12 protein-coding genes are annotated in these 19,040 nt (G+C 60.4%); 3 read left to right on the forward strand and 9 right to left on the reverse strand.

Annotation, left to right across the window (positions count from 1 at the left end):
* From VGG64_04050 to VGG64_04060, 3 genes are all read right to left on the reverse strand, one after another.
* A partial coding sequence (locus VGG64_04050) for a PQQ-binding-like beta-propeller repeat protein (protein HEY1598747.1) occupies positions 1 to 1,436 on the reverse strand: 1,436 nt, incomplete at its 3' end.
* A gap of 86 nt (positions 1,437 to 1,522) precedes the next feature.
* Positions 1,523 to 2,119, reverse strand: coding sequence for a PadR family transcriptional regulator (locus VGG64_04055; protein ID HEY1598748.1), 597 nt, complete (start codon positions 2,117 to 2,119; stop codon positions 1,523 to 1,525).
* 174 nt (positions 2,120 to 2,293) lie between these two features.
* Positions 2,294 to 2,701, reverse strand: a complete 408-nt coding sequence (locus tag VGG64_04060) for a J domain-containing protein (protein HEY1598749.1) — start codon at positions 2,699 to 2,701, stop codon at positions 2,294 to 2,296.
* Between the two features lie 326 nt (positions 2,702 to 3,027).
* Between VGG64_04060 and VGG64_04065 the strand changes: the two genes are divergently transcribed.
* Complete coding sequence (locus tag VGG64_04065; GenBank protein HEY1598750.1) at positions 3,028 to 4,401, forward strand: Gfo/Idh/MocA family oxidoreductase; 1,374 nt, start codon at positions 3,028 to 3,030, stop codon at positions 4,399 to 4,401.
* A gap of 190 nt (positions 4,402 to 4,591) precedes the next feature.
* On the opposite strand, the gene VGG64_04070 is transcribed toward VGG64_04065, so the two are convergent.
* Entirely contained in the window at positions 4,592 to 10,576 is a 5,985-nt protein-coding gene (locus VGG64_04070) for a response regulator (GenBank protein HEY1598751.1), read from the reverse strand.
* A gap of 921 nt (positions 10,577 to 11,497) precedes the next feature.
* Here VGG64_04070 and VGG64_04075 point away from each other — a divergent pair.
* Positions 11,498 to 12,589: a class I SAM-dependent methyltransferase family protein gene (locus VGG64_04075; GenBank protein ID HEY1598752.1), complete on the forward strand. Its 1,092-nt coding sequence runs from the start codon at positions 11,498 to 11,500 to the stop codon at positions 12,587 to 12,589.
* A gap of 114 nt (positions 12,590 to 12,703) precedes the next feature.
* Here VGG64_04075 and VGG64_04080 read toward each other — a convergent pair whose 3' ends face one another.
* The 4 genes from VGG64_04080 to VGG64_04095 form a co-directional block, all read right to left on the reverse strand.
* The gene (locus VGG64_04080) at positions 12,704 to 13,969 is read right to left on the reverse strand and encodes an outer membrane protein transport protein (GenBank protein ID HEY1598753.1); all 1,266 of its coding nucleotides are present in this window, start codon (positions 13,967 to 13,969) and stop codon (positions 12,704 to 12,706) included.
* A gap of 183 nt (positions 13,970 to 14,152) precedes the next feature.
* Positions 14,153 to 15,235: an HD domain-containing phosphohydrolase gene (locus VGG64_04085; protein HEY1598754.1), complete on the reverse strand. Its 1,083-nt coding sequence runs from the start codon at positions 15,233 to 15,235 to the stop codon at positions 14,153 to 14,155.
* Positions 15,236 to 15,286: 51 nt separating this feature from the next.
* Positions 15,287 to 15,652, reverse strand: coding sequence for an Hpt domain-containing protein (locus VGG64_04090; GenBank protein ID HEY1598755.1), 366 nt, complete (start codon positions 15,650 to 15,652; stop codon positions 15,287 to 15,289).
* Positions 15,653 to 16,278: 626 nt separating this feature from the next.
* Positions 16,279 to 16,983, reverse strand: coding sequence for a hypothetical protein (locus VGG64_04095; protein ID HEY1598756.1), 705 nt, complete (start codon positions 16,981 to 16,983; stop codon positions 16,279 to 16,281).
* Between the two features lie 614 nt (positions 16,984 to 17,597).
* Here VGG64_04095 and VGG64_04100 point away from each other — a divergent pair.
* Entirely contained in the window at positions 17,598 to 18,671 is a 1,074-nt protein-coding gene (locus VGG64_04100; protein ID HEY1598757.1) for a hypothetical protein, read from the forward strand.
* Positions 18,672 to 18,677: 6 nt separating this feature from the next.
* On the opposite strand, the gene VGG64_04105 is transcribed toward VGG64_04100, so the two are convergent.
* Positions 18,678 to 19,040: isoprenylcysteine carboxylmethyltransferase family protein (locus VGG64_04105; GenBank protein HEY1598758.1), on the reverse strand; the 363-nt coding region annotated here is incomplete at its 5' end.

The raw sequence follows: 19,040 nt of genomic DNA on the forward strand, positions 1-19,040 counted from the left end.
TCGGCGGCAGACCAGATAGATGCGCTGGACGACAAGTCGAGCCGCACCAGGCCCAAATCTTCGGAACCAAACAGCACGCTGGCGTCACCCAATAGTCGAGGCTGCGTCGCGCGCCAGATCGAGTTGTTGACGGCCTCGTGCTGCCAGCAGACTTCGCCCGTTTCGGGACGCACCGCGACGAGACCGAAATCGCTGAGAAACAAAATCTGTGTCTCGCCGCCGACCTGCACCGGTTGCGGCGAGCCGTAACTGATCGGCCCGGTGGCGGCCGTCCACTGTGGCTCGCCCGACGCGGCACGATACGCGACCAACCCCTTCGACTCGGACCCACCGGCAAAGACGATCACGACGTCGTCGACGACGAGTGGTGAACTGGCAAATCCCCACATGGGTAGCGGCGCCTTTGTATCCGCGACGATGTCGCGCTGCCAAAGCATTTTTCCGCTGGCGGCATCGAGGCAATTCAACAGCCCTGTCGCACCTAGCGTGTAGAGCTTACCGTCGACAAAGGTGGGTGTGGCGCGCGGGCCGGCGCCGGCTTGCCCATCCCAAAATCGCACGGCGTCCTCGTGTGCCCACAGTTCGTGACCGGTGTTCGTGTCGAGACAAACCACCGCCTCTTGTTCGCCGCGCTGTTCTTGCGTGAAGAGTCGTTCGCCAATGATCGCCAGCGAAGACCACGCGGGACCAACACGCTTGCGCCATGAAAGCTGAGGGGGATTGCGATCCCAATCCGTGTCGATTGTCAGGTTACGTACCACGCCGTCGCGCGCGGCGCCGCGCACGGCAGGCCAGTCGCCCGGCTGAAGCGTCAGAGCAGTAGCATGCTCGCCTGCCGGCATTTCCATAGCAGGAATCGGCGAGCTGGCCGCGGCAAGTTCCGCCAGATAAAGATCTTCGGCCTTGGGGGCCCAACGCCAATTGACGTCGGCTTTCAGGTCGCCACTGAGACCGTCCATGCGCAACAAAGTCATGGAACTCCAACTCAGACCGAGAATGGCGACGAGCCCCATGCTACGGACCGCTGTGGATAGATTGCGGCTGACCAACAGCCAGACTGCCCAAGCGGTAAAGACAATCGGCAGGCCAAAAAACAAAACACCGATCGTACCCAAGGTCTTCTGCGACACAGCGACTGCGGCCGCGCCACCGACGAATAAGGCCAGCAAGCCCCACACACGTTCCTTGCGAGTCGCACTGCGCGTCAGCAGCCACCAAATCAAAAACAGCAATGTCAGTAGCGCCGTGTCGATAACGCCCGTGAAAAACTGCGCATAGATCGGCCATTCGATCAGGGCAGGCACGGCATATACGACCCAAAACATGCCAACGAGCGCCAACGCCGGCCAAATTCGGCCACGTGCCGAGGGCACGGCAGACGGCTGTGGAGGACCAACATGCGAATCCGACTCGCTATCCTGCACTTTGCCACTCATGACGATCGCTCCTGTACATTTTTCGCCCAACTGCCGGTTGCCACCTGCCCGGCCTGCGGCCGACGAGCCCCAGTTAGTGCTTCGTACTAGCCACAACCCCCTTGGAGTCGTTTTTCCGAATCCCAGTGAATGCGTCCGTCGTCGATTTCGGCGATCAGTGACCGTACCCAAACAAGTTCGGCCTCGCGCATGGCGCACGCGTATTCGGCTTCCAACAGAGGCACGCGACCGATCTGCGGAACAAGGTTTGTCATCACAGCGCGCAGCGCCACGATGCCGCAATCGAGTTCCCGGGCACGGATCTCCAACTGCGTGCGCGCATCCTCTGGCGCCAGATGCGCTACAAAACTCATAGCGGCCACAAATTGCGACGGTTCGCGCACAGGCTTCGATAGCAACGCGCGCAGCCATTCGAGTGCCTCGACGTCGCCGCACTCGGTTAGACGGTACACGGTGCGCTCGGGGCGGCGTCCTTCGCGGCTGGTTTCGACCTCTTCGATCAGCCCCGCCTTGGCCAACCGTCCGATGGCGTGATACAGCGAGCCCGCTTTGAGCTGTAGAAAATCGTCCTTGTGACGAATGCGAATCAAGCGCTGCATATCGTAAGGATGCCGGGGCCCTTCGCGCAACAGGCAAAGGACCGTCAAGCACCACAAATTGCGGGACGTCTTACTCGTCGCCATATTGGATTGCCCAAACTGATATAATTCATTTGAGATATACAAAGTTAATTATCTGGCGTCAAGGTTTCTCGTCGCGCCGACACCACAGCTCGAGGGGATATACAAGGAGAAGCCTCCAGCCAGGCCGGACCAGCGCCTGGTTACGGCTCGAACACGCGTGCGGCCAAATTCCAGCTAACTTTGCTCGTCGCTGGTGGTTGGCGTCTGGCTGCGAACTAAGGCCAGGGCTTCCTCGAAGTAGCGCTGCAGCATGAGAAAGCGACGCTCGTCGCCACCACGATCCGGGTGCAGCGTCTTGATCCGACGGCGATATTCCTGGGTCAGTTGGCTCTCGCTACAAGGCCAATCGAGCCCAAACACGGCCACGCAGCGCGGCACTTTTGGCTTAGCCCAATCGGGCGTACCCATGTCGCGGTAGACGATCGTCGAGATGACACGCCGCAGCGAGCGCAGGTAGCGGCGAAAATCGGCCACTGCGAAAAAATACCCTAGCGCTGGCAAGGCAATCGCCACGACCAAAAACGCGGCCAGCGCCGCAGCATCAAGCGAATCTGGCCAATTATGTGGAGTCCAGTCATCCATAGTCGGTCCGTTATAGCCGAGCCCATCGCGGGGACAATCTCATCCGTGCGTCACCATTGGTCCACCAGAATGCGTACTTGCAGGTCACGTATACATTATTGCAGATGTTGCCTGCGTACGCGGACCGCGCCCTTTAATGAGGCTTAATAGTCGGCGTCAAACTGATCCCGACGGCTTTCTATCAATGGTCGAAATCTTTGCACGGTGAGCCGGATTCGGGTACGCTATGGGGGTAACTCCCGCCGCGCCCGCAGAGGGTGCATGCCGCTCGAAACGGCCGGTCCTAAATTATTTCACGCCCGCACACCCCTACCAGGAGATTTGCCGTGAACGAAAGTTCAGCCAACGGCCTGTCACGTCGTGAGCTTTTGAAATCTGCCGGAACGCTTGCCGCCGCGACGGGATTGGTGGGCATGGCCGTTCCCAAGGTTCACGCGGCCGAAAGCAACACGATTCAAATCGCCCTGGTAGGTTGCGGCGGACGCGGCACAGGTGCGGCGGCCAACGCCCTGGCCACCAAGAGCGGCCCCACCAAGCTGGTGGCCATGGCAGACGTCTTCCCCGCAAAGCTGGCAAGCAGCCACAAGAACATCACCGAGCAAGCGCCGGATCAGGTCGATGTACCAGAGGATCACAAGTTCATCGGCTTCGATGGTTACAAGAAGGCCATGGACTGCCTACGCCCCGGCGACGTGGTGATCCTGGCCACGCCGCCAGGTTTCCGCTGGCTGCAATTCGCCTACGCCATCGAGAAGGGCTTGAACGTCTTCATGGAGAAGCCGACCACGGTCGACGGCCCCACGACACGCAAGATGCTCGCCCTGGCCGAGGAATCGCAGAAGAAGAATCTCAAAGTCGGCGTCGGCTTGATGTGCCGCCACTGCGAGGCGCGCGGCGAACTCTACGATCGCATCAAGAGCGGCGAGATCGGCGACATTGTGCTACTCCGGGCCTACCGCACGGCTGGCCCGACCGCGCATGCCTTCGCGCTACCCAAGCCGGCCGATTTCTCCAGCGAGCTTCTCTACCAGATTCAGGAGTTCCACGCGTTCCTGTGGGCCAGCGGCGGCGCGTTCAGCGATTTCTTGATCCACAACATCGACGAATGTTGCTGGATGAAGGACGCCTGGCCGGTCGAAGCAAAGGGTTTCGGCGGCCGCCACTACCGCGGCGACTACATCGACCAGAACTTCGACACGTACACGACCGAGTACACATTTGCCGACGGTTCCAAGTTGATGCTCGAAGGACGAACCGTCGAAGGTTGCCAATCCGAATTCGCCAGTTTTGCCCACGGCACCAAGGGTTCGGCGGTGATCTCGACGTCCAGCCACTGGCCGGCCAAGCCGCGCATTTTCCGCGGCCAGAAAATGGACAATAGCGAAGTGGTCTGGAAGTTCGGACCTGAAAAGAACAATCCCTATCAGGCCGAGTGGGATCACCTGATGCTGGCGATCCGCGAGGACAAGCCCTACAACGAGTGCAAGCGGGGGGCCGAGGCCAGCCTGGTCACCTCGATGGGTCGACTGGCATGCCATACCGGCCAGGTGGTCACGTTCGAGCAAATGCTCGCGCACGATCACGAGTTCGCCCCCGAGATCGACAAGTTGACGATGGACTCCCCTGCCCCATTGTTGGCCGGCTCTGACGGCAAATATGCCGTGCCGCAGCCAGGCATCAACAAGACGCGCGAGTATTAAGTCGGACTACGACCTTGTCGCGCCGGTTCCCACGCACCGCGAGACAGCCGTTGGCCGACGCCGATGGATATGGCGCGCGATTTAAGATCATTATTTCAACCCATAATGAGCGGGCCCGGTCTCTCTGCATCGACCGGGTCCGCTTTTTCATGCGCGCACACAAGCGTCTTGCTCGCGCCCTGAAGTGGCGCTACTTGACCATCGCCGCAGCTTGCTCGCGCGCGGCACTGGCGGCTTCCAGCACACGATATAGTTCGTCAGGCTGCAGCGGCTTGGAAATATGTCCGTCCATGCCGGCTTGTTGACAGCGCTGCTCGAATCCTTTGTAGGCGTGCGCGGTGAGCGCAATCACCGGAGTCCGATGTCCGCTAACCACTTCGCGCTCGCGGATGGCGGCCGTGGCGGTCAGGCCGTCCATGTCGTGCATTTCGACATCCATCAGGATTACATCGAATGGCTCGCGCTCCCAGGCAGACAGCGCCTCGCGCCCGGAACTGGCCTTGGTGACCGTATGCCCAAATAGCTCCAGCAGCCCGGCGGCAACCTCTTGATTCACGGGACTATCGTCGGCGATGAGCACACGTAGGGGCCGGCCCGTGCTCGTCCACGAGCGCTCGCCGACCTCGACCGTGCGTTCGTCTTCGGCGCCCAATGAGGCCTTGATCGCCAATTCGAGTTCCTTGCGCTTGACGGGTTTCGTCAAGCATTGGGCAATTTGCATTTCCTCGCAGCGGTTCGCGCAATTGATTTGCCCGGCCGGAGCCAGCACGACGACCGGCGGCAAAGGCAGTGCGGCTTGTTCGATCCAGGATTGAATCAGCGCTAACTCTACCGGATTTGCGGCCGCCAGGTCGACGATGATCACGTCCGGTCGAGCTTCGCTTTCGGCGTCGTCGAAGATCCCCGGCAACGAAGCGTCTTGCGGTCCTAGCGTGGCCATCTGCAAGTCGAACGCGCCCAGCATCTCGCCATAGGTCAGCATCGCATGGCGATTGCTACTGACTAACAGTGCGCGACGCCGCAGCGGATCTTGCCAAATTGCGCCCGTCTCGATTTGCTCGTCAGCAATCGCCCCATTGTCATGCAAAGCCACTTCGAAATGAAACGTGCTCCCCTGGCCGTACTCGCTCTCGACCCAAATATGTCCCCCCATCAGACTCACCAGTTGCGACGAGATGGCCAATCCCAACCCCGTTCCGCCAAAGCGGCGGGTCATGGAATTATCGCTTTGACGGAAGGCCTCGAAAATGCAGTGCTGCTTATCGGGGGGAATCCCAATACCGGTGTCCTGGACGGCAACGTGCAACTCTACGGCGTCGCCGATGCGCTGCTTCACTTCGACGCGAACGAGGACTTCGCCTTCCTCGGTGAACTTGATGGCATTGCCTACCAGGTTCATCACGATCTGTCGCAAACGGCCCGGATCACCGAGCAACGACTCCGGCACATTGCGGTCGACATGACAGGTCAATTCCAGTCCCTTGCGCGAGGCGGTGATCGCCAACAGCCGCGCGGCATCGTCCACGACGTCGCGAATTGCCAAGGGAATGCATTCCAGGTCCAAGCGGCCCGCTTCGATTTTGGAGAAATCCAGAATGTCGTTCAACAATGTCAGCAGCGCCTGTGCCGAATCCTTGACGATCGTCAGATTGTTTCGCTGATGTGACGAAAGCGACGTGTTGAGCGTCAGCTCGGTCATGCCGATCACACCGTTCATGGGAGTGCGGATCTCGTGGCTCATCGCGGCCAGGAACCGGCTCTTAGCATGATTGGCAGATTCGGCCGCATGCTTGGCGACGGTCAACTCGCGCTGCGCCTCGAGCAGCTCCTGAGCGACTCGTTCCAGCTCTTGGTTCGATTCGGCCAACTCGCAGGAACGGGCTTCGGCCGCGGCAGTGCGTTCTTCGACGCGCTGCTCCAGACTTTCATTCAGGTTCTGCAACTGGGTGAAGCCCTCGGCATTTTCCAGTGCCGCGCCTGCGATTGTCGCGATGTAGTCGGCCAGTCGCTCTTCGTCGAAACCAAACAGGTCGCGGACGTGCTCATGAGTGACGTACAAGCAGGCGACCGCGGCGCCGCGCACGTACAGCGGCGTGCAAAGTGCCGAACGCTCGCCGTCGGCGGCGGCACTATCAGTGCTGCGGACGCCGCCACGCTGCTCGACAAACGCCACCGCGCGACGCACGCGGAGCGATTCCTGCATTTTCGTTTCGTCGTAGGCGCCGGGAATGCTGCCGCTGACCGGCTCGAACCGTGACGCGCCTTCGTCTTCAACAATGCGCAGCACCAGGCAATGTTCGGCCCGCAGCAGCCGCAGGGCCGCGGTGCGAGCCTCTTCTTGAATCAAATTGGGGGACAACGCCGACGCAATCCTGCGGCCCCAGTCCAAAACTGCGTCGAAACGATCCGCCAGCGACAACGTCGGCGGGCTGGACGACGCTCCGTCGGCGTGCGGAGCCGTAAAGGCGTTTAGTTCGCCGAGGATCGCCTGGGCTTCGGCCCGGTCGGCTGCCGCACCAAGTTGACCTAATTCCTGCGCCAACTCGGCCTTGGCGAGTAGCGACTGGGCGTATTCAAAACGAGCGGACTGCTTTTTAGCGACTGCCAGGCTTTTGTTGAGCGAGCGCATCGCCCGGCGTTCCGCACCACGCATGGCCTGGATCAATCCCAGCTCGCGCAGGGCATGGGGTAAGTCATTCCGGCACAACCAACAGGCCCGGATCGCTCGACGGGCCGCGGCTTCGGCGCGGCGCAGCAGCGCATTGCGACGCACCGGCGTCTGGTCGCGCAGCGCCACGGCCTGCTGCCTGAGGATCGTCGCCAGCCAAGGCAAACAGGGCAATGTATACGCATTACGTACGCCCGCCGCGTATGCCAGGTCGATTGCCTCTTGGATCAGCTCTTCGGCTTCCATCAGTTGACCGGCCCCCAGCATCTGCAAGGCCTGTGCAAACAATACCTGGGCCTTGCCTTGCACGTCGTGACGCGGCCGTGCCAATTCCTTTTCGAGGATCGACTCCGGCACGGCGCCGGTCGCGCGCACCCACAAATCCAGATTGATGCCCGAGGCCTGCTCGTCGCCCAGTTCGATGCCCGAGCGATAATTCAGCTGCGCCTCTTCCAGGGCGCCGCCCAGATCGCCCAATCGGTACAGCGAAGCGGCAATCTGATAGCGGGCGATGTGGACCTGCCAGTAATCTCCGGTGCGTTCCAGCAGCCGGATGGCTTCGCGGCATTTTTCGATGCACGCCTCGAATTGCGATCCGGCGTACAACACCACGCCATAGTAGTGCAGTGATTGACCTTGGCCCGACCAATCGCCAAAGCGGCGGCGTATATCGAGCGACTTTTGCGCATAGTGGCGCGCGCGGCTCAAATAGCCCACCAGCGTCAAACCCGGCGCGTGCTCCGCGTAAGCCTGGGCCAGTTCGGGCGTAGCTAGATAGCGCTCGGCGAGGTTCATGTTGCGCAGGTGCGCCCACATGACGTGCATCAGGCTTCGACAATACCAACAGCCGTGAGCAAGATTCGACAGCAACTGTAACGTCAGTCGCTCGATCTCGTTGGGCAGCCGATGGGTGCGGTTGACGAACACGCGTGGCAAGCAGGTGTGCAAGAACGTGATGGCGCCCTCTTTGAGAACTTGCGACACCAACACAGCCCAACGGCGCGGAACGAACTTGCCCAATTCGCGCATGGCAGATTCAAAGCAGTCGATCGCTCCTTCCATATCGCCGCGTTTGAATGCCAGCTCGCCCAGCTTGTTACGAATCTGCGCTTTCGAGAAGCTTCCGTTGGCGACCGCCGCCGCAGCTTCGAATTGCTCACCCGCTTCGTCGTAACGGCCGCGTAGCATCAGAACTCCGCCCAATTCCTCAGCCACCCGGTAACGCATGGGAGCATCGGCCGACTCGGCGCCGCGTGCTGCGATGCGATATTGCTGTTCGGCAACTTCCAAAGCGTACTGCGTGCGGGCCTGGGTGGCCGCCTGCAGCGCGTATGGCAACGCAAATCGCGAGTCGCCTGCGGCATCGAAGTGATACGCGATTTCGGTGCTGCGATCGTCATGGTGTGCTTGCAGGTAAGCGGCCGCCTGACCGTGCAGTCGGCGCCGATCTGTAGCGGCCTGTCCGTCGAGCACCGCTGAGCGGATCTTGTCATGTACGAACACGCAGCGCGAGCCGTCGGGCCGCAGCCATACCAACCGGCGCTGCCGAGCCACGTCGAGGGCCATGATCGATTGGCTGGCCGTCTGTTGCGTCAGCTCGGCGGCGACGTCCAATTCGAATTCCTTTCCCAGCACGGCGCCGGTCGATAGCAGACGTAGCGCGTCGGGCGGCAGCATCTCGAGCCGGCGGGCGAGAAACTCAGCCGCACGGCTCGATGATTGCACTTCGTCAAGATTGAGGCTTTCGACGCGCCAGCCATCCACCTCGCGCACCAGTGCCCCCGACTCGACCAACCCCCGCAACACGGCCGACGCCATGAAAGGGCTGCCATCAGCCAAACGAGTCAACGCCGTCACCACTTCCTCGGGAAGCGGCCCCGCCATCGACTCCACCAGATTTCGCACTTCGTGCGGGGCAAAGGGTGAAAGCCGTAGGTGCAGGTCGGGAGCTACGCGGCGCAGCAAATGGTCTTCGGGCACTTCTTCGGTACGGAAGGCAACCACTAACAGCACGTGTCGTCCAGCGGTCTCGGTCTCCGTCTGGCTTTGCCAGCGACGGATCAATCGATACGTCAACTCGTCAGCCCATTGGCAGTCGTCCAGCACCAGCAATACTGGACGCTCGGCAGTCCCCAACGCGTTCAGGAAATTGGCCAAGGCGTGCAGCGTCCGCAGCTCGCCCGCCGCTTCCGGAGCAAAGGCCAGTCCGTCGTCCCCGCCCAGAACGCGGGCCAGACCGGGCAAGGCTGCTCCCACGGCCGGCGCATAGTCGCCCAATCGCTCGCGCACGGCGACCAGCAACTCGGGATCAGAGCTGGCCGCCGACAAGAACCCTTCGACCACACCTGAGAGCAATGAGAAGGGCAGCCGAGCGACTTCGTTCGTGCCTTGCCCCCACAGTGCCCAAAATCCTTGCGAGGCCGCACGATGTGTCGTTTCGGTCAGCAACCTTGTTTTGCCCCCTCCCGACTCGCCTTCCAGCAAAATCAAACCGGCCCGGCCTTGCCGCGCGTGGGCGATCTGCTCGTCGATGCTCACCAGCTCGTGCGTACGAGCCACGAAGGCCGGCTCACTTAATGTCTGGCGCAAATCTTGTGCGCCGATGACGACAGCCGGTTCGATCTCGCCACGGTCCAGCGCCTCGCGAATCGCGTCCAGGTCCGCCAGCACCGCGTCGGCAGACTGGTAACGATCGCGAGGGTCCTTGCGCAACAAACGTTGCACGACTTCGTCCAGGGCACGCGGCACGGCGATGCCCAAGGCACGCAGCTCGGGCACGCAAGCCGTCATATGATCGAACAGAATGGCGCCGAGCGAATTGCCGACGAACGGGGGGCGCCCGGCTAAGCAGTGGAACAAGGTTACGCCGGCCGCGTAGAGGTCAGACGTCTCGGTGACGTCGTGATCGATCGACCCGGCCTGCTCGGGAGACAAATACAGTGCGCCGTTAAGGGCCTGCGAGCGTGTACTAGGCTCGTCCAACTGCAAAGCGGGCGACGGCTCGACATCGACCAGGACAGCGGTCGTGATCGGCATCTCGTCCTTGACGATGACATTACGCGGTCGGACACCACGATGCAGCAAATGGTGCGCGTGCATGTCACGCAAGGCTGAGAAGATGGCCTTGCCGATCAATAACGATTCGGACACGGCCAGTTGCCGCGTCTGCAAGACGGCTTGCAGCGGCTGGCCCGGCACCTGGCCGTACACGACCAGCAGGTCGCTGCCCTCGCGTCCCACGTGGAGAACGGGAGCCACCCAGCGGGACTCGAGTTTTTGCCGATGGCTGGCTTCGTACTCAAGACGCATAAGGGCGGCCGGGTGAACCGAGTCAGCCGCGATCGTTTTGATCACGACCTCGCGTCCATCCTCGAAGTCACTACCGCAATATGTGCGAACTCCCTCCGATTCGCTCAGACATTGGCGCAGATGGTACCGCGAGCCAACGATGTGGCCCGACGGACCTGCAACCCCTGGCGGCACTTCTACGCCTGATAGACCTTCCACGTGCTCTCCAGCCGCGGCGATTGTCCGCGGCGCAACTCATTGCGCCAGCATTCGATACTGCGTTAGCCTGATCCACATGTTCGAGCCGCGCGTCTGGGACCACTCGCGGCAAATCCACCTCCTGAAACGTAGCTTTGCCGCATCACGCTGGCGGTGCTTAGGCGCGCCGTACTCGTCAGTAGCGGGTGGGGTAAATCACCCCCATAGGGCTTATGCCGACTTTGGCGCTTCTAGTGGTTGGGTAATCGAGCGACACCGTACGCCTCGGAGCATAATCCGCAATCCGCAGGCAGGAATGGAAGCGGCTGTCACTGCTACACGGTAGCGCAACGAATTTCCGTGATGACTGGTCGAATCATCGACAAGGACGTCATGCAGGAAGCGCATGCGGATTCCATGCATTACGCGCCGCGCAGAAAACATTGCTGCAATGACACGATCTGGTCGAGCGTTGCATGACAGGGCATGCACGATCGCTGAAGTCGCGCAACAACCCTTTGGCAGCCACATGAGGGACAATCCGTATGGCCGGCAGAGGGGGAATCGCGCGGCGCGGCGCGATTGCTTCGCAACGCCGCGCTGTTGTTGTCACCGATGGCGAAGCGAGCACGCAAAGTTTGCCTGAGCGGTATGGGCCGAACACACTAGTCAACAATTCGTGAACTTTGTTGCATTCGACACATTTTTTTTCTTGCAACGCATTGGTGGATTAGTAATAACCGAACTCCGTGCTCAGTGACGCTCGTCATTGAGGACTGCAAGCCCGGAGCACTTCCATGTCCATTCTGATCGGCGCGCGCTGGATTGGCGCTAACCGTGACAGAGCAGATGGACGAGCCGCTTACGAGTGCGCCGGAGCGACGCGTCGCCCCCTCTTCTACACACGGCGTCTATGAGCTCATCTGGGCAAGGGATTTTGTCATGGAACACGCAATCAGCCAGTTCTTCGCGGAACACGTCTCAAGGTTCACTCAAGCACTCGAAGACTTCGACCGGCATATCGACCGGCAAGCCGAGCCAGACTCGGACGCGATCGTGGCCGAGTTAACGCGTTCAATTAACGCTTCGCTGGCCGACTGCACGGCGCTCGAGGTGCAACTGGCCGGCAGCGACCCAAAAATCCTGAAGGAAGCGCAGGCAAGGTATCGCGAGGCCATCTGGCCATGGTTTGGTCTGAGCTGGTTTATGAATCATGCCCTCAGCAAGCCGCGCGGCTATCCGGGCGATTACCACATGCTGACGTCTATCTACGAGGCTCGGCCCAGAAGTCGCGGTCTGGGGGGCTATTTGGACCGCTATTTCCTCAATACGCAGCTCGGGCGGGCCGTTGTCGGACGCCTGCGACTGGCCCGCGAATTCCTACTGGCCGAAGTGGCCCGCTACGAGGGAGATTTTGCGGTTCTCAACGTCGCCTGTGGCCCTTGCCGCGAATATTTGGGTGGCTTGGGAAAAACCGAACACGGTCAGACCACGATTACCCTGGTCGACAACGATCCGCTGGCTCTGGATTACGTGCAAGCCAACGTCGCGCCGGGGCTGATCGGCAGCGCGAAGCTTAATTTCGTTCGCTACAACGCCCTCCGCATGACCTCAGCCGTGGTCAATGTCGAGAGGTTCGGACGCAGCGATTTGATCTACAGCGTCGGGCTATGCGACTACATTCCGGACAAGTACCTAATTCCGATGTTGCAAGGCTGGCGCGGATCGCTCAGCCCAGGCGGAACCGTGTACGTCGCGTTCAAGGATTCGCGACGGTACACCACACCGGAGTATCAATGGCTGGTCGACTGGTTCTTCCTGCAACGCACCGAGGAAGAGTGCCGCAATCTCTTTGTCGCGGCCGGATACGACATGGACGAATTGGAGATGGTCCGTGACGAGACGGGCATCATCATCAACTTTATCGCGCGCAGCAAGGTGCCGGCGTTTGTCCGCGTCGACGTGCCCGCCGCGCTTCCGCTACCTCAGCACGGCAACGTACCAGCGCACTCGGAAGAACCACACGGATCGTAGACGCCAGCGAGTACTTATCGTTGACGGCCGGCAAACACGATGAACCTCAAGGAGCGTGTCCGACGTTAGGGCACGCTCCTTTTTCATGCGCGTCGAGACGACCGCCGGCGATCGCTAGAACGGGCGAATCAAGCCTATGAACAGCGCGTCGACCTGGGTCCTGATCGTGCTGTTGCTGAAATCTCCTCCCACCAATTGGCTCGTGCCGATGTTTTGTGGAGCAGAAAAGGCGTGTGCCCAACCCACGTCGACGTTCCACTCCTTCCACCCAAAACCGTATCCAACTGTAAAGGTATTAGTCAGCGTCGCTGGCAAGAAGGGCGTCAGCGTTCCGGTGGGAACGGGATTCGGATGATAGACATAGCCGATCCGGAAAGTGCCGCCGACATCCAGGATCTGCTCGTACCCCAGACGCATAGAGACGCTGCTGGCCCAATTCAGCGGCAACGTTTCATTGATGGCTGGTGGAAATGCCACGTTCGAAGCGTTCTGCAGCGTGACACCCAGATTCTTAAAAGACTGTGCCCAATCGAACCAGATCACGTCCGCAGAAACCGTGCGATGGGGGCACAGTTTGCGGCGCACGCCCAAAGCCACCGTTTGCGGCCAACTGATCGCCACAGTTGAGTTGTAGGTGCTAATCCCCCCGCCCAGCGCGGCCGGTAGATTCACCTGGGCCGTGCCGTGCAAATTGAAGTTGCTGGCGCTTTGGTACGTACATCCGATCGTGGTGTCTTCAGTCAACAAATATTGCATGCCCGCCGACCATACCTGCGTGGCACCCGCGCCGTGGATATCGAGCAAAATCGGCGTGCCTGCCAGGGGCGCACTTTGCAGAAAATAGGGACCGTTCAGCGAGGCATAGCTGACGCCCACGCCAAACGTGCCGCCGATCGAAAGGCGGTCCGTCACCTTGTAAGAAATACCGGGCAGAATCTTGGTGAGCGTGCCGAACGAATCGTAGGAACGCGTTCCTGGAAAGAACGTGTTTCCGTTCATGTTATAGTTGGTCGAGAATCCGGCCGGCGTGAACATGCCGATGCCGATCGCGAAATCACCATCGGCGCTGCGGCGGATGTACGACAGTTGCGGCAACGGGGTGAAACCCTGGCTGACCGCGCTCTTGACCGCGCTCGTATAACGGAAGTTCGTTTGCAGTCCAACCAGGTCGGCCTCGAATAGCCCGTCCCCTTCGACGTTACTCATGGCGGCGGGGTTGTCGAACAGGATGGCGCCGTTGTCGGCGTATCCCTGGTTCGTTCCACCGCGTGACAGAGAGCGCGGCGACACACCGTCCAGGAACAGGCCATCGGACCAGGCCGTGGCTGCCATCATTAGCCAGGCGACCACCGCCACACAGGGCATCCATGTCCGCCGCATGGGACGCAGTCCTTTGCGCAAGGGAGAGTGATTCTCTCCGTAGCATCGGCGCGCCGTCGGCGCATTGCGGATTCGGCCACGTCAAAAACCCGCCTAATGCCCGAGTCCACTGCCGGTCGTGCGGCCTGGAGAAACTTTGCGGGCGTCGCGATAGGCGAGGTCGTGCGTAGCTGATGTACGCCGCTATCGCTCTGTCGCCACTGGCGTGATTTCGGACGATAAGCCTACGCCGACACTTGCCAGCATCCCGCCAGACGTAAAAGGAGTGGTGTCGCGAAGCTGTGCCGCGACCTCGATGAATTCCTGCTCGCGCAGCAAAAACGCCTGCACGACGTCGGGATCGAACTGCGTGCCGTTTCCTTCCAGGATAATGGCCCGGGCCTTTGCATGATCGAACGCCGGCTTATAGACGCGTTTGCTCGTCAGTGCGTCGTAAACGTCTGCCAGAGCCACGATGCGGCCGCAAAGCGGAATCTGGTCCCCTTTCAGCCCGCATGGATAACCTCGACCGTCGAATCGCTCGTGATGGGTGATGGCAATGTCGCGCGCCATCCGCAGAAATTGCGCGTCGGGGCGCGCCGTGGCCACGGATTGCAGCGTCTCGCCGCCCAAGATTGTGTGCCGCTGCATAATGGACATCTCGTCCGGTGTCAGGGATCCCGGCTTGAGGAGCACCGAATCGGGAACACCGACCTTGCCGATATCGTGCAAAGGGCTGGTCTGGTAGATCAACTGCACGTAGTCGCCGTCGATCGTCTCGCAATGCTTCGGCCAGCGCGACAACTCGTCGGCCAGGATCCGGCTATACTCGCGCATTCGCTCCAGATGCGCGCCGGTGTCCTTGTCGCGCGACTCCGCCAACTTAGCCATGGCGAAGATCATCAGGTCTCGGCTTTCCAAAGCCAGCACGCGTTCGCCGGTCCGCAGCCGCATTTGCAACTCTTGCGGCTGGAATGGCTTCGTCAAAAAGTCATCGGCCCCGGCGTCCAGCCCGCAGACCACGTTATCGACGCCGCCGCGCAACGTCAGCAGAATAAAGTAGACGTACCCGCTCCAGCTGCGCTTGCGCACCTCGCGGCACAAATCCAGACCGCTCATGTTCGGCATTTGCCAGTCGGAAACCACCAACCGGTACATACCGGTGCGCACGAGTTCGAGGGCCTCACGGCCGTCGCTCGCCTCGGCTACCTCGTAGCCGAAGTGACGCAAGTCTTCGACGATGATTTCTCGCGTAACGAGATCGTCATCGACTACCAGCACTCGCATGGCGGTTCTCGTGCTTGAATGATTGTCGGCTCACTTTAGCCGGACGAAACTTTAACTACGGCCTGTCTCTCGCAATGTCGCGACGAGTCTTGATCGCTCCCCGCGTAAACGGTTCAAATGTTCGGGCAGTTCGGCGAGCCCATTGTCCAACGCTCGTTGCTCGGTGCTCGACGCATTGTCGAACAACGACCGAGCTGCCACGCTGGCGGCAATCCCCTTGATCCGGTGAGCCAGCTGCGCGGCCTCCGGGGCATCACCCGAATGAATCGCCGCCTCCAACGCGTCTAAATCCTGATCGAGCTGGCCGGTAAACTTCGACAATACGCGCTCGACAAGGGCCATATTGCCCAAGCAGCGAGCCTTCAGATCTTCGAAATCCAATACGTCTGGTGCGACATCGCCCGTCGGCTGATTCATGACTCGATCGCTTGCTGGATTTACATGACCACGATCTCGACGAACGCTTTCCGATCTCAAGTTGCCCAATGCCGCTTGCTGTAAGTACTTAACAGGCAAGCATGGCGGCGGCCGTCGATGACGCGAAAGGGCGCCGTGAATTCGCGAGGTCGCGTGCCTCGCCTCCATCACCGGGCGCGAAATCGAGCGCAATCAATACGGCCGTTGGCAATCCTGGTTCCGCTGCCCACTGAAAAGTAGCTTACGAAGAATTCAGCCGCAAAGACGCTCGTTTGCGTGCGCACCCGGCGCAGGCCGCGCAATAGCTGCATCCAGTCCATGCGTCGACCGTGCGTTCCCCCAATCGGCACAATTGCGCCCGCCGGCATTTATCACCACGATCAGTTCATCGGCTGCGTACTGCCACGCTCGGCACGCCGTCGGGAAAAACACCCGCCAATGAGGGGCAGGTGTCGCGACCATGCACCGTTGCCGCTCTGTGAGTCGTCCGGCGAAGAATTTCGAACTGGCGGTAAACGGCGATCGCCGAAGGGGCCAGAGCCGCCGTACAGCGCGACACGGCCCAATCGGCCATCTCGGCTGCACGGCGATGCCACTGGCCATAATCGCAGCACTTTGCGAAAGCTCTACTGAGCGTCGATGGACCAATCGCCGTCGGCTCCAACGTTCAAGAAGTACACGCCCGGCGTTTCGATGCTGACGGGCTTCGATCCTTCAAAGGCGCCCAACGTGTTCACGAGCGTCTCGACGAGTTGCCCATCCCTGTCACGCAGGGTTACGCGGAATCGCGATTCGCCATTGTGCTTCATCTTGAAGACAACCAGTCCCTTGTCGAGCTGAATAAACGGAGTGGCTTCGTAACCGGTTCCCTGGAGTTCTGTCGGGAGCCGTTGTGCGTCTGTTGGCTGGGGCTGATTGATGGCAACCGTCCAGTTGCCATCGGCAGCTATTTCCAGCAGCCGTTGGCCACCGGTTGCAAATCCAAAGCCTTGCTCACCGCGAAACGCGCCGATCTGATTGAACAGCGTGTCGATGTTCTGGCCATCCTCATCCAACAGTCGAATGATCAAATTCGATTGACCGTCGTGCGAGACTTCGACCATCGTCAGGCCGGGTTGCAAGACAAACTTCTCCGAAGATTGTTGCCCCGTGCCCTGCAGCTTGATCGCGTTATCCCGAGATTGTTGATTGTCGAACTGTTGCTGCGGCGCCGCGTCGCCCTGGTCTTCCTGGCCGCAAGTACTCCTGGTTGCCAGCGCCGTTAGCCCCAACGCACCGTACGCACAGGCACCCAGCAACGTCCGTCGTACGCCACGATTGCACAACGCCATTTTGATTCTCCTGCGATAGAAGGATCCGAGAAGCGCCAACAAGCGACGCCCCAGCAAATCATGCAGAATGCGCCCACAAGAAGTCGGCGATCGTCGTCGATCCCAAGTCGGACGCGACTGTACGGCCTGCCAGGAAAGTATGGGTCACATTCAACCGGCTGACGCCCGGGCGAAACTCCACGGCCATTTCCGTCATGCTGCAATCCGCACATTGGGGCCGACCGATAGCTCCTGCACTGGTGCAATCACCCTGAGTCGCAGGGGCACAAGGCCTGTTGCCAAAGACATCGACGAGCCTGACTGGGCCCGGTACTAAGCCGTGGCAAAATGCGTCGACATTGTGGAACGCATTCATCGTAAGGGGTGGTCAAAAGCCGAGATTTCCGGCGTCCTGATCGGGCCGGCTTGGCAGTCATCTGCGCTGCTGGCATCAGCTACCACGCCGTTGTCCAGTTCGCGCCCGGGCGCAACTCGTTCGCGGCGTTCGATCTTGAAGCGAACCCCTTGTTGAAAGCTTGACCACCTCTATGATTTCGCAGGAACCAAAGGCGTCGATTCCGACGTCCGCAATCGACGGCTGCTGTCACATCGTGTGCCGGGAACGGAGGACCACCATGAGCGTGACATTCGTTACTTTCTGTCGCAACTTATTGACGAGCGGTGGCCTAGCTGCGGGATTTTTTGCTACCACTGCGGCGAACATCGCGCAGGCCGCCCTTCCTCGTGCCGTGATCGACGTCGGCACAACCGTGGAATGCCGCGATGTCACCCCGGCAGACTTCGTAGCAGCACATCCGCAAGAGAAAATCATCGAGGCTAAATTCCGCTTTTCGGTGCTACTGATCGAAGGGCGCGAGCCGGATCTTGAAGAGTTGCAATTGACAATCGACAGCCCACAGCGACGACTGCGCGTGGTGGATTTTCAACCGCGCACCGAGTTGGCCAGTGATCTGGCTGGCGACGTCGAAGTTTGTAACACGGACGATAGAACGCAATCGCTCAATGCCTCGCTAGGCGGCGTCGTATCAGGCGATCAGGGACCTGCGCACGCCCAAGTGACACCGGCCGCAGGCGTGGGCGTTACGCAAAATCGCGGCTCCAAAGAGACCTACCATCGTTTGCCCCCCAAACAACTGGTGCTAGCCAGCGGTACGACCAACGCCGAGCACGGTGTCTTCTTCAAATGGAGACGAACCAGCCAGATTGCCCTGGAAGGCTCGCGCGAGGTGACCTGCCGGCTCCTCGTTCCGCATGATTGGACCGGCGATTGGGTGCAATTCCATTGCGACATTCTGGGGCGACATAAGAATTATTTCACCGACAAGGTCGAGCTATCGGGCCGCGCACAAACGCTAGTGGCCTTGTACCTATCCGGAGATTCGGTCGCCCAGCACGCTGCCATCGCGCTGGCGCTCGCTCAGACATCCGGCGAAACCATCGGGTCGGCATCGAGTCGCCCGGGCGCTCGCAGCCATACCGCTTACAAGCCAAGCGTTCCCGCAGACCGGCACACGCAGGACTGGTTTTCCCTGCCCACGTTCAAGCTCTGCGGCCAGCAGCGCGACGCTTCAGCGTCGTCCGACGCGACATTGGTTGGCGCCAATGCCACGCTACAAGGCAATTTGCCGAAAGCCGCCGAGCAGCTTCGCGAACTTTCTGGCACTAGCATCTCGACAAGCGGGAATTGATCCCCTCTACCATACCAGCGGCACCAGCCCATAGCGCACTTGGCGGCAGTAGTCGTCGTAACCTGCCAGGTCGCTTCTCAAATACCGTTCCTCGTCGATAAGTCGTAGGACGATGATGACGATTAGCAGAAACGAAACGATAAGCGCCCAAAAGGACGCCAATGCTAATGGCGTCGCCACGAACAGCAGCACGGCACCCGCATACATTGGATGCCTCACGACACCATACACCCCGGTCGTCACAACGTGCTGATCGGTCTGCAATTCGACGGCGGCAGATGCAAAGCGATTTTGACGGAATACGAAGAAAATCAGGACGAACGTCGCCAGCATCAATAGGTCGCCCACGACAATCAACGTCACGGGTAC

The sequence above is a fragment of the Pirellulales bacterium genome (assembly GCA_036490175.1).
Classification (GTDB): domain Bacteria; phylum Planctomycetota; class Planctomycetia; order Pirellulales; family JACPPG01; genus JACPPG01.

Coding starts and splice junctions, on each gene's coding strand:
- VGG64_04080 (HEY1598753.1), bottom strand. CDS start 13,969: ATGCGGCGGACATGGATGCCCTGTGTGGCGGTGGTCGCCTGGCTAATG.
- VGG64_04090 (HEY1598755.1), bottom strand. CDS start 15,652: ATGAATCAGCCGACGGGCGATGTCGCACCAGACGTATTGGATTTCGAA.
- VGG64_04085 (HEY1598754.1), bottom strand. CDS start 15,235: ATGCGAGTGCTGGTAGTCGATGACGATCTCGTTACGCGAGAAATCATC.
- VGG64_04055 (HEY1598748.1), bottom strand. CDS start 2,119: ATGGCGACGAGTAAGACGTCCCGCAATTTGTGGTGCTTGACGGTCCTT.
- VGG64_04075 (HEY1598752.1), top strand. CDS start 11,498: ATGGAACACGCAATCAGCCAGTTCTTCGCGGAACACGTCTCAAGGTTC.
- VGG64_04060 (HEY1598749.1), bottom strand. CDS start 2,701: ATGGATGACTGGACTCCACATAATTGGCCAGATTCGCTTGATGCTGCG.
- VGG64_04095 (HEY1598756.1), bottom strand. CDS start 16,983: ATGGCGTTGTGCAATCGTGGCGTACGACGGACGTTGCTGGGTGCCTGT.
- VGG64_04100 (HEY1598757.1), top strand. CDS start 17,598: ATGAGCGTGACATTCGTTACTTTCTGTCGCAACTTATTGACGAGCGGT.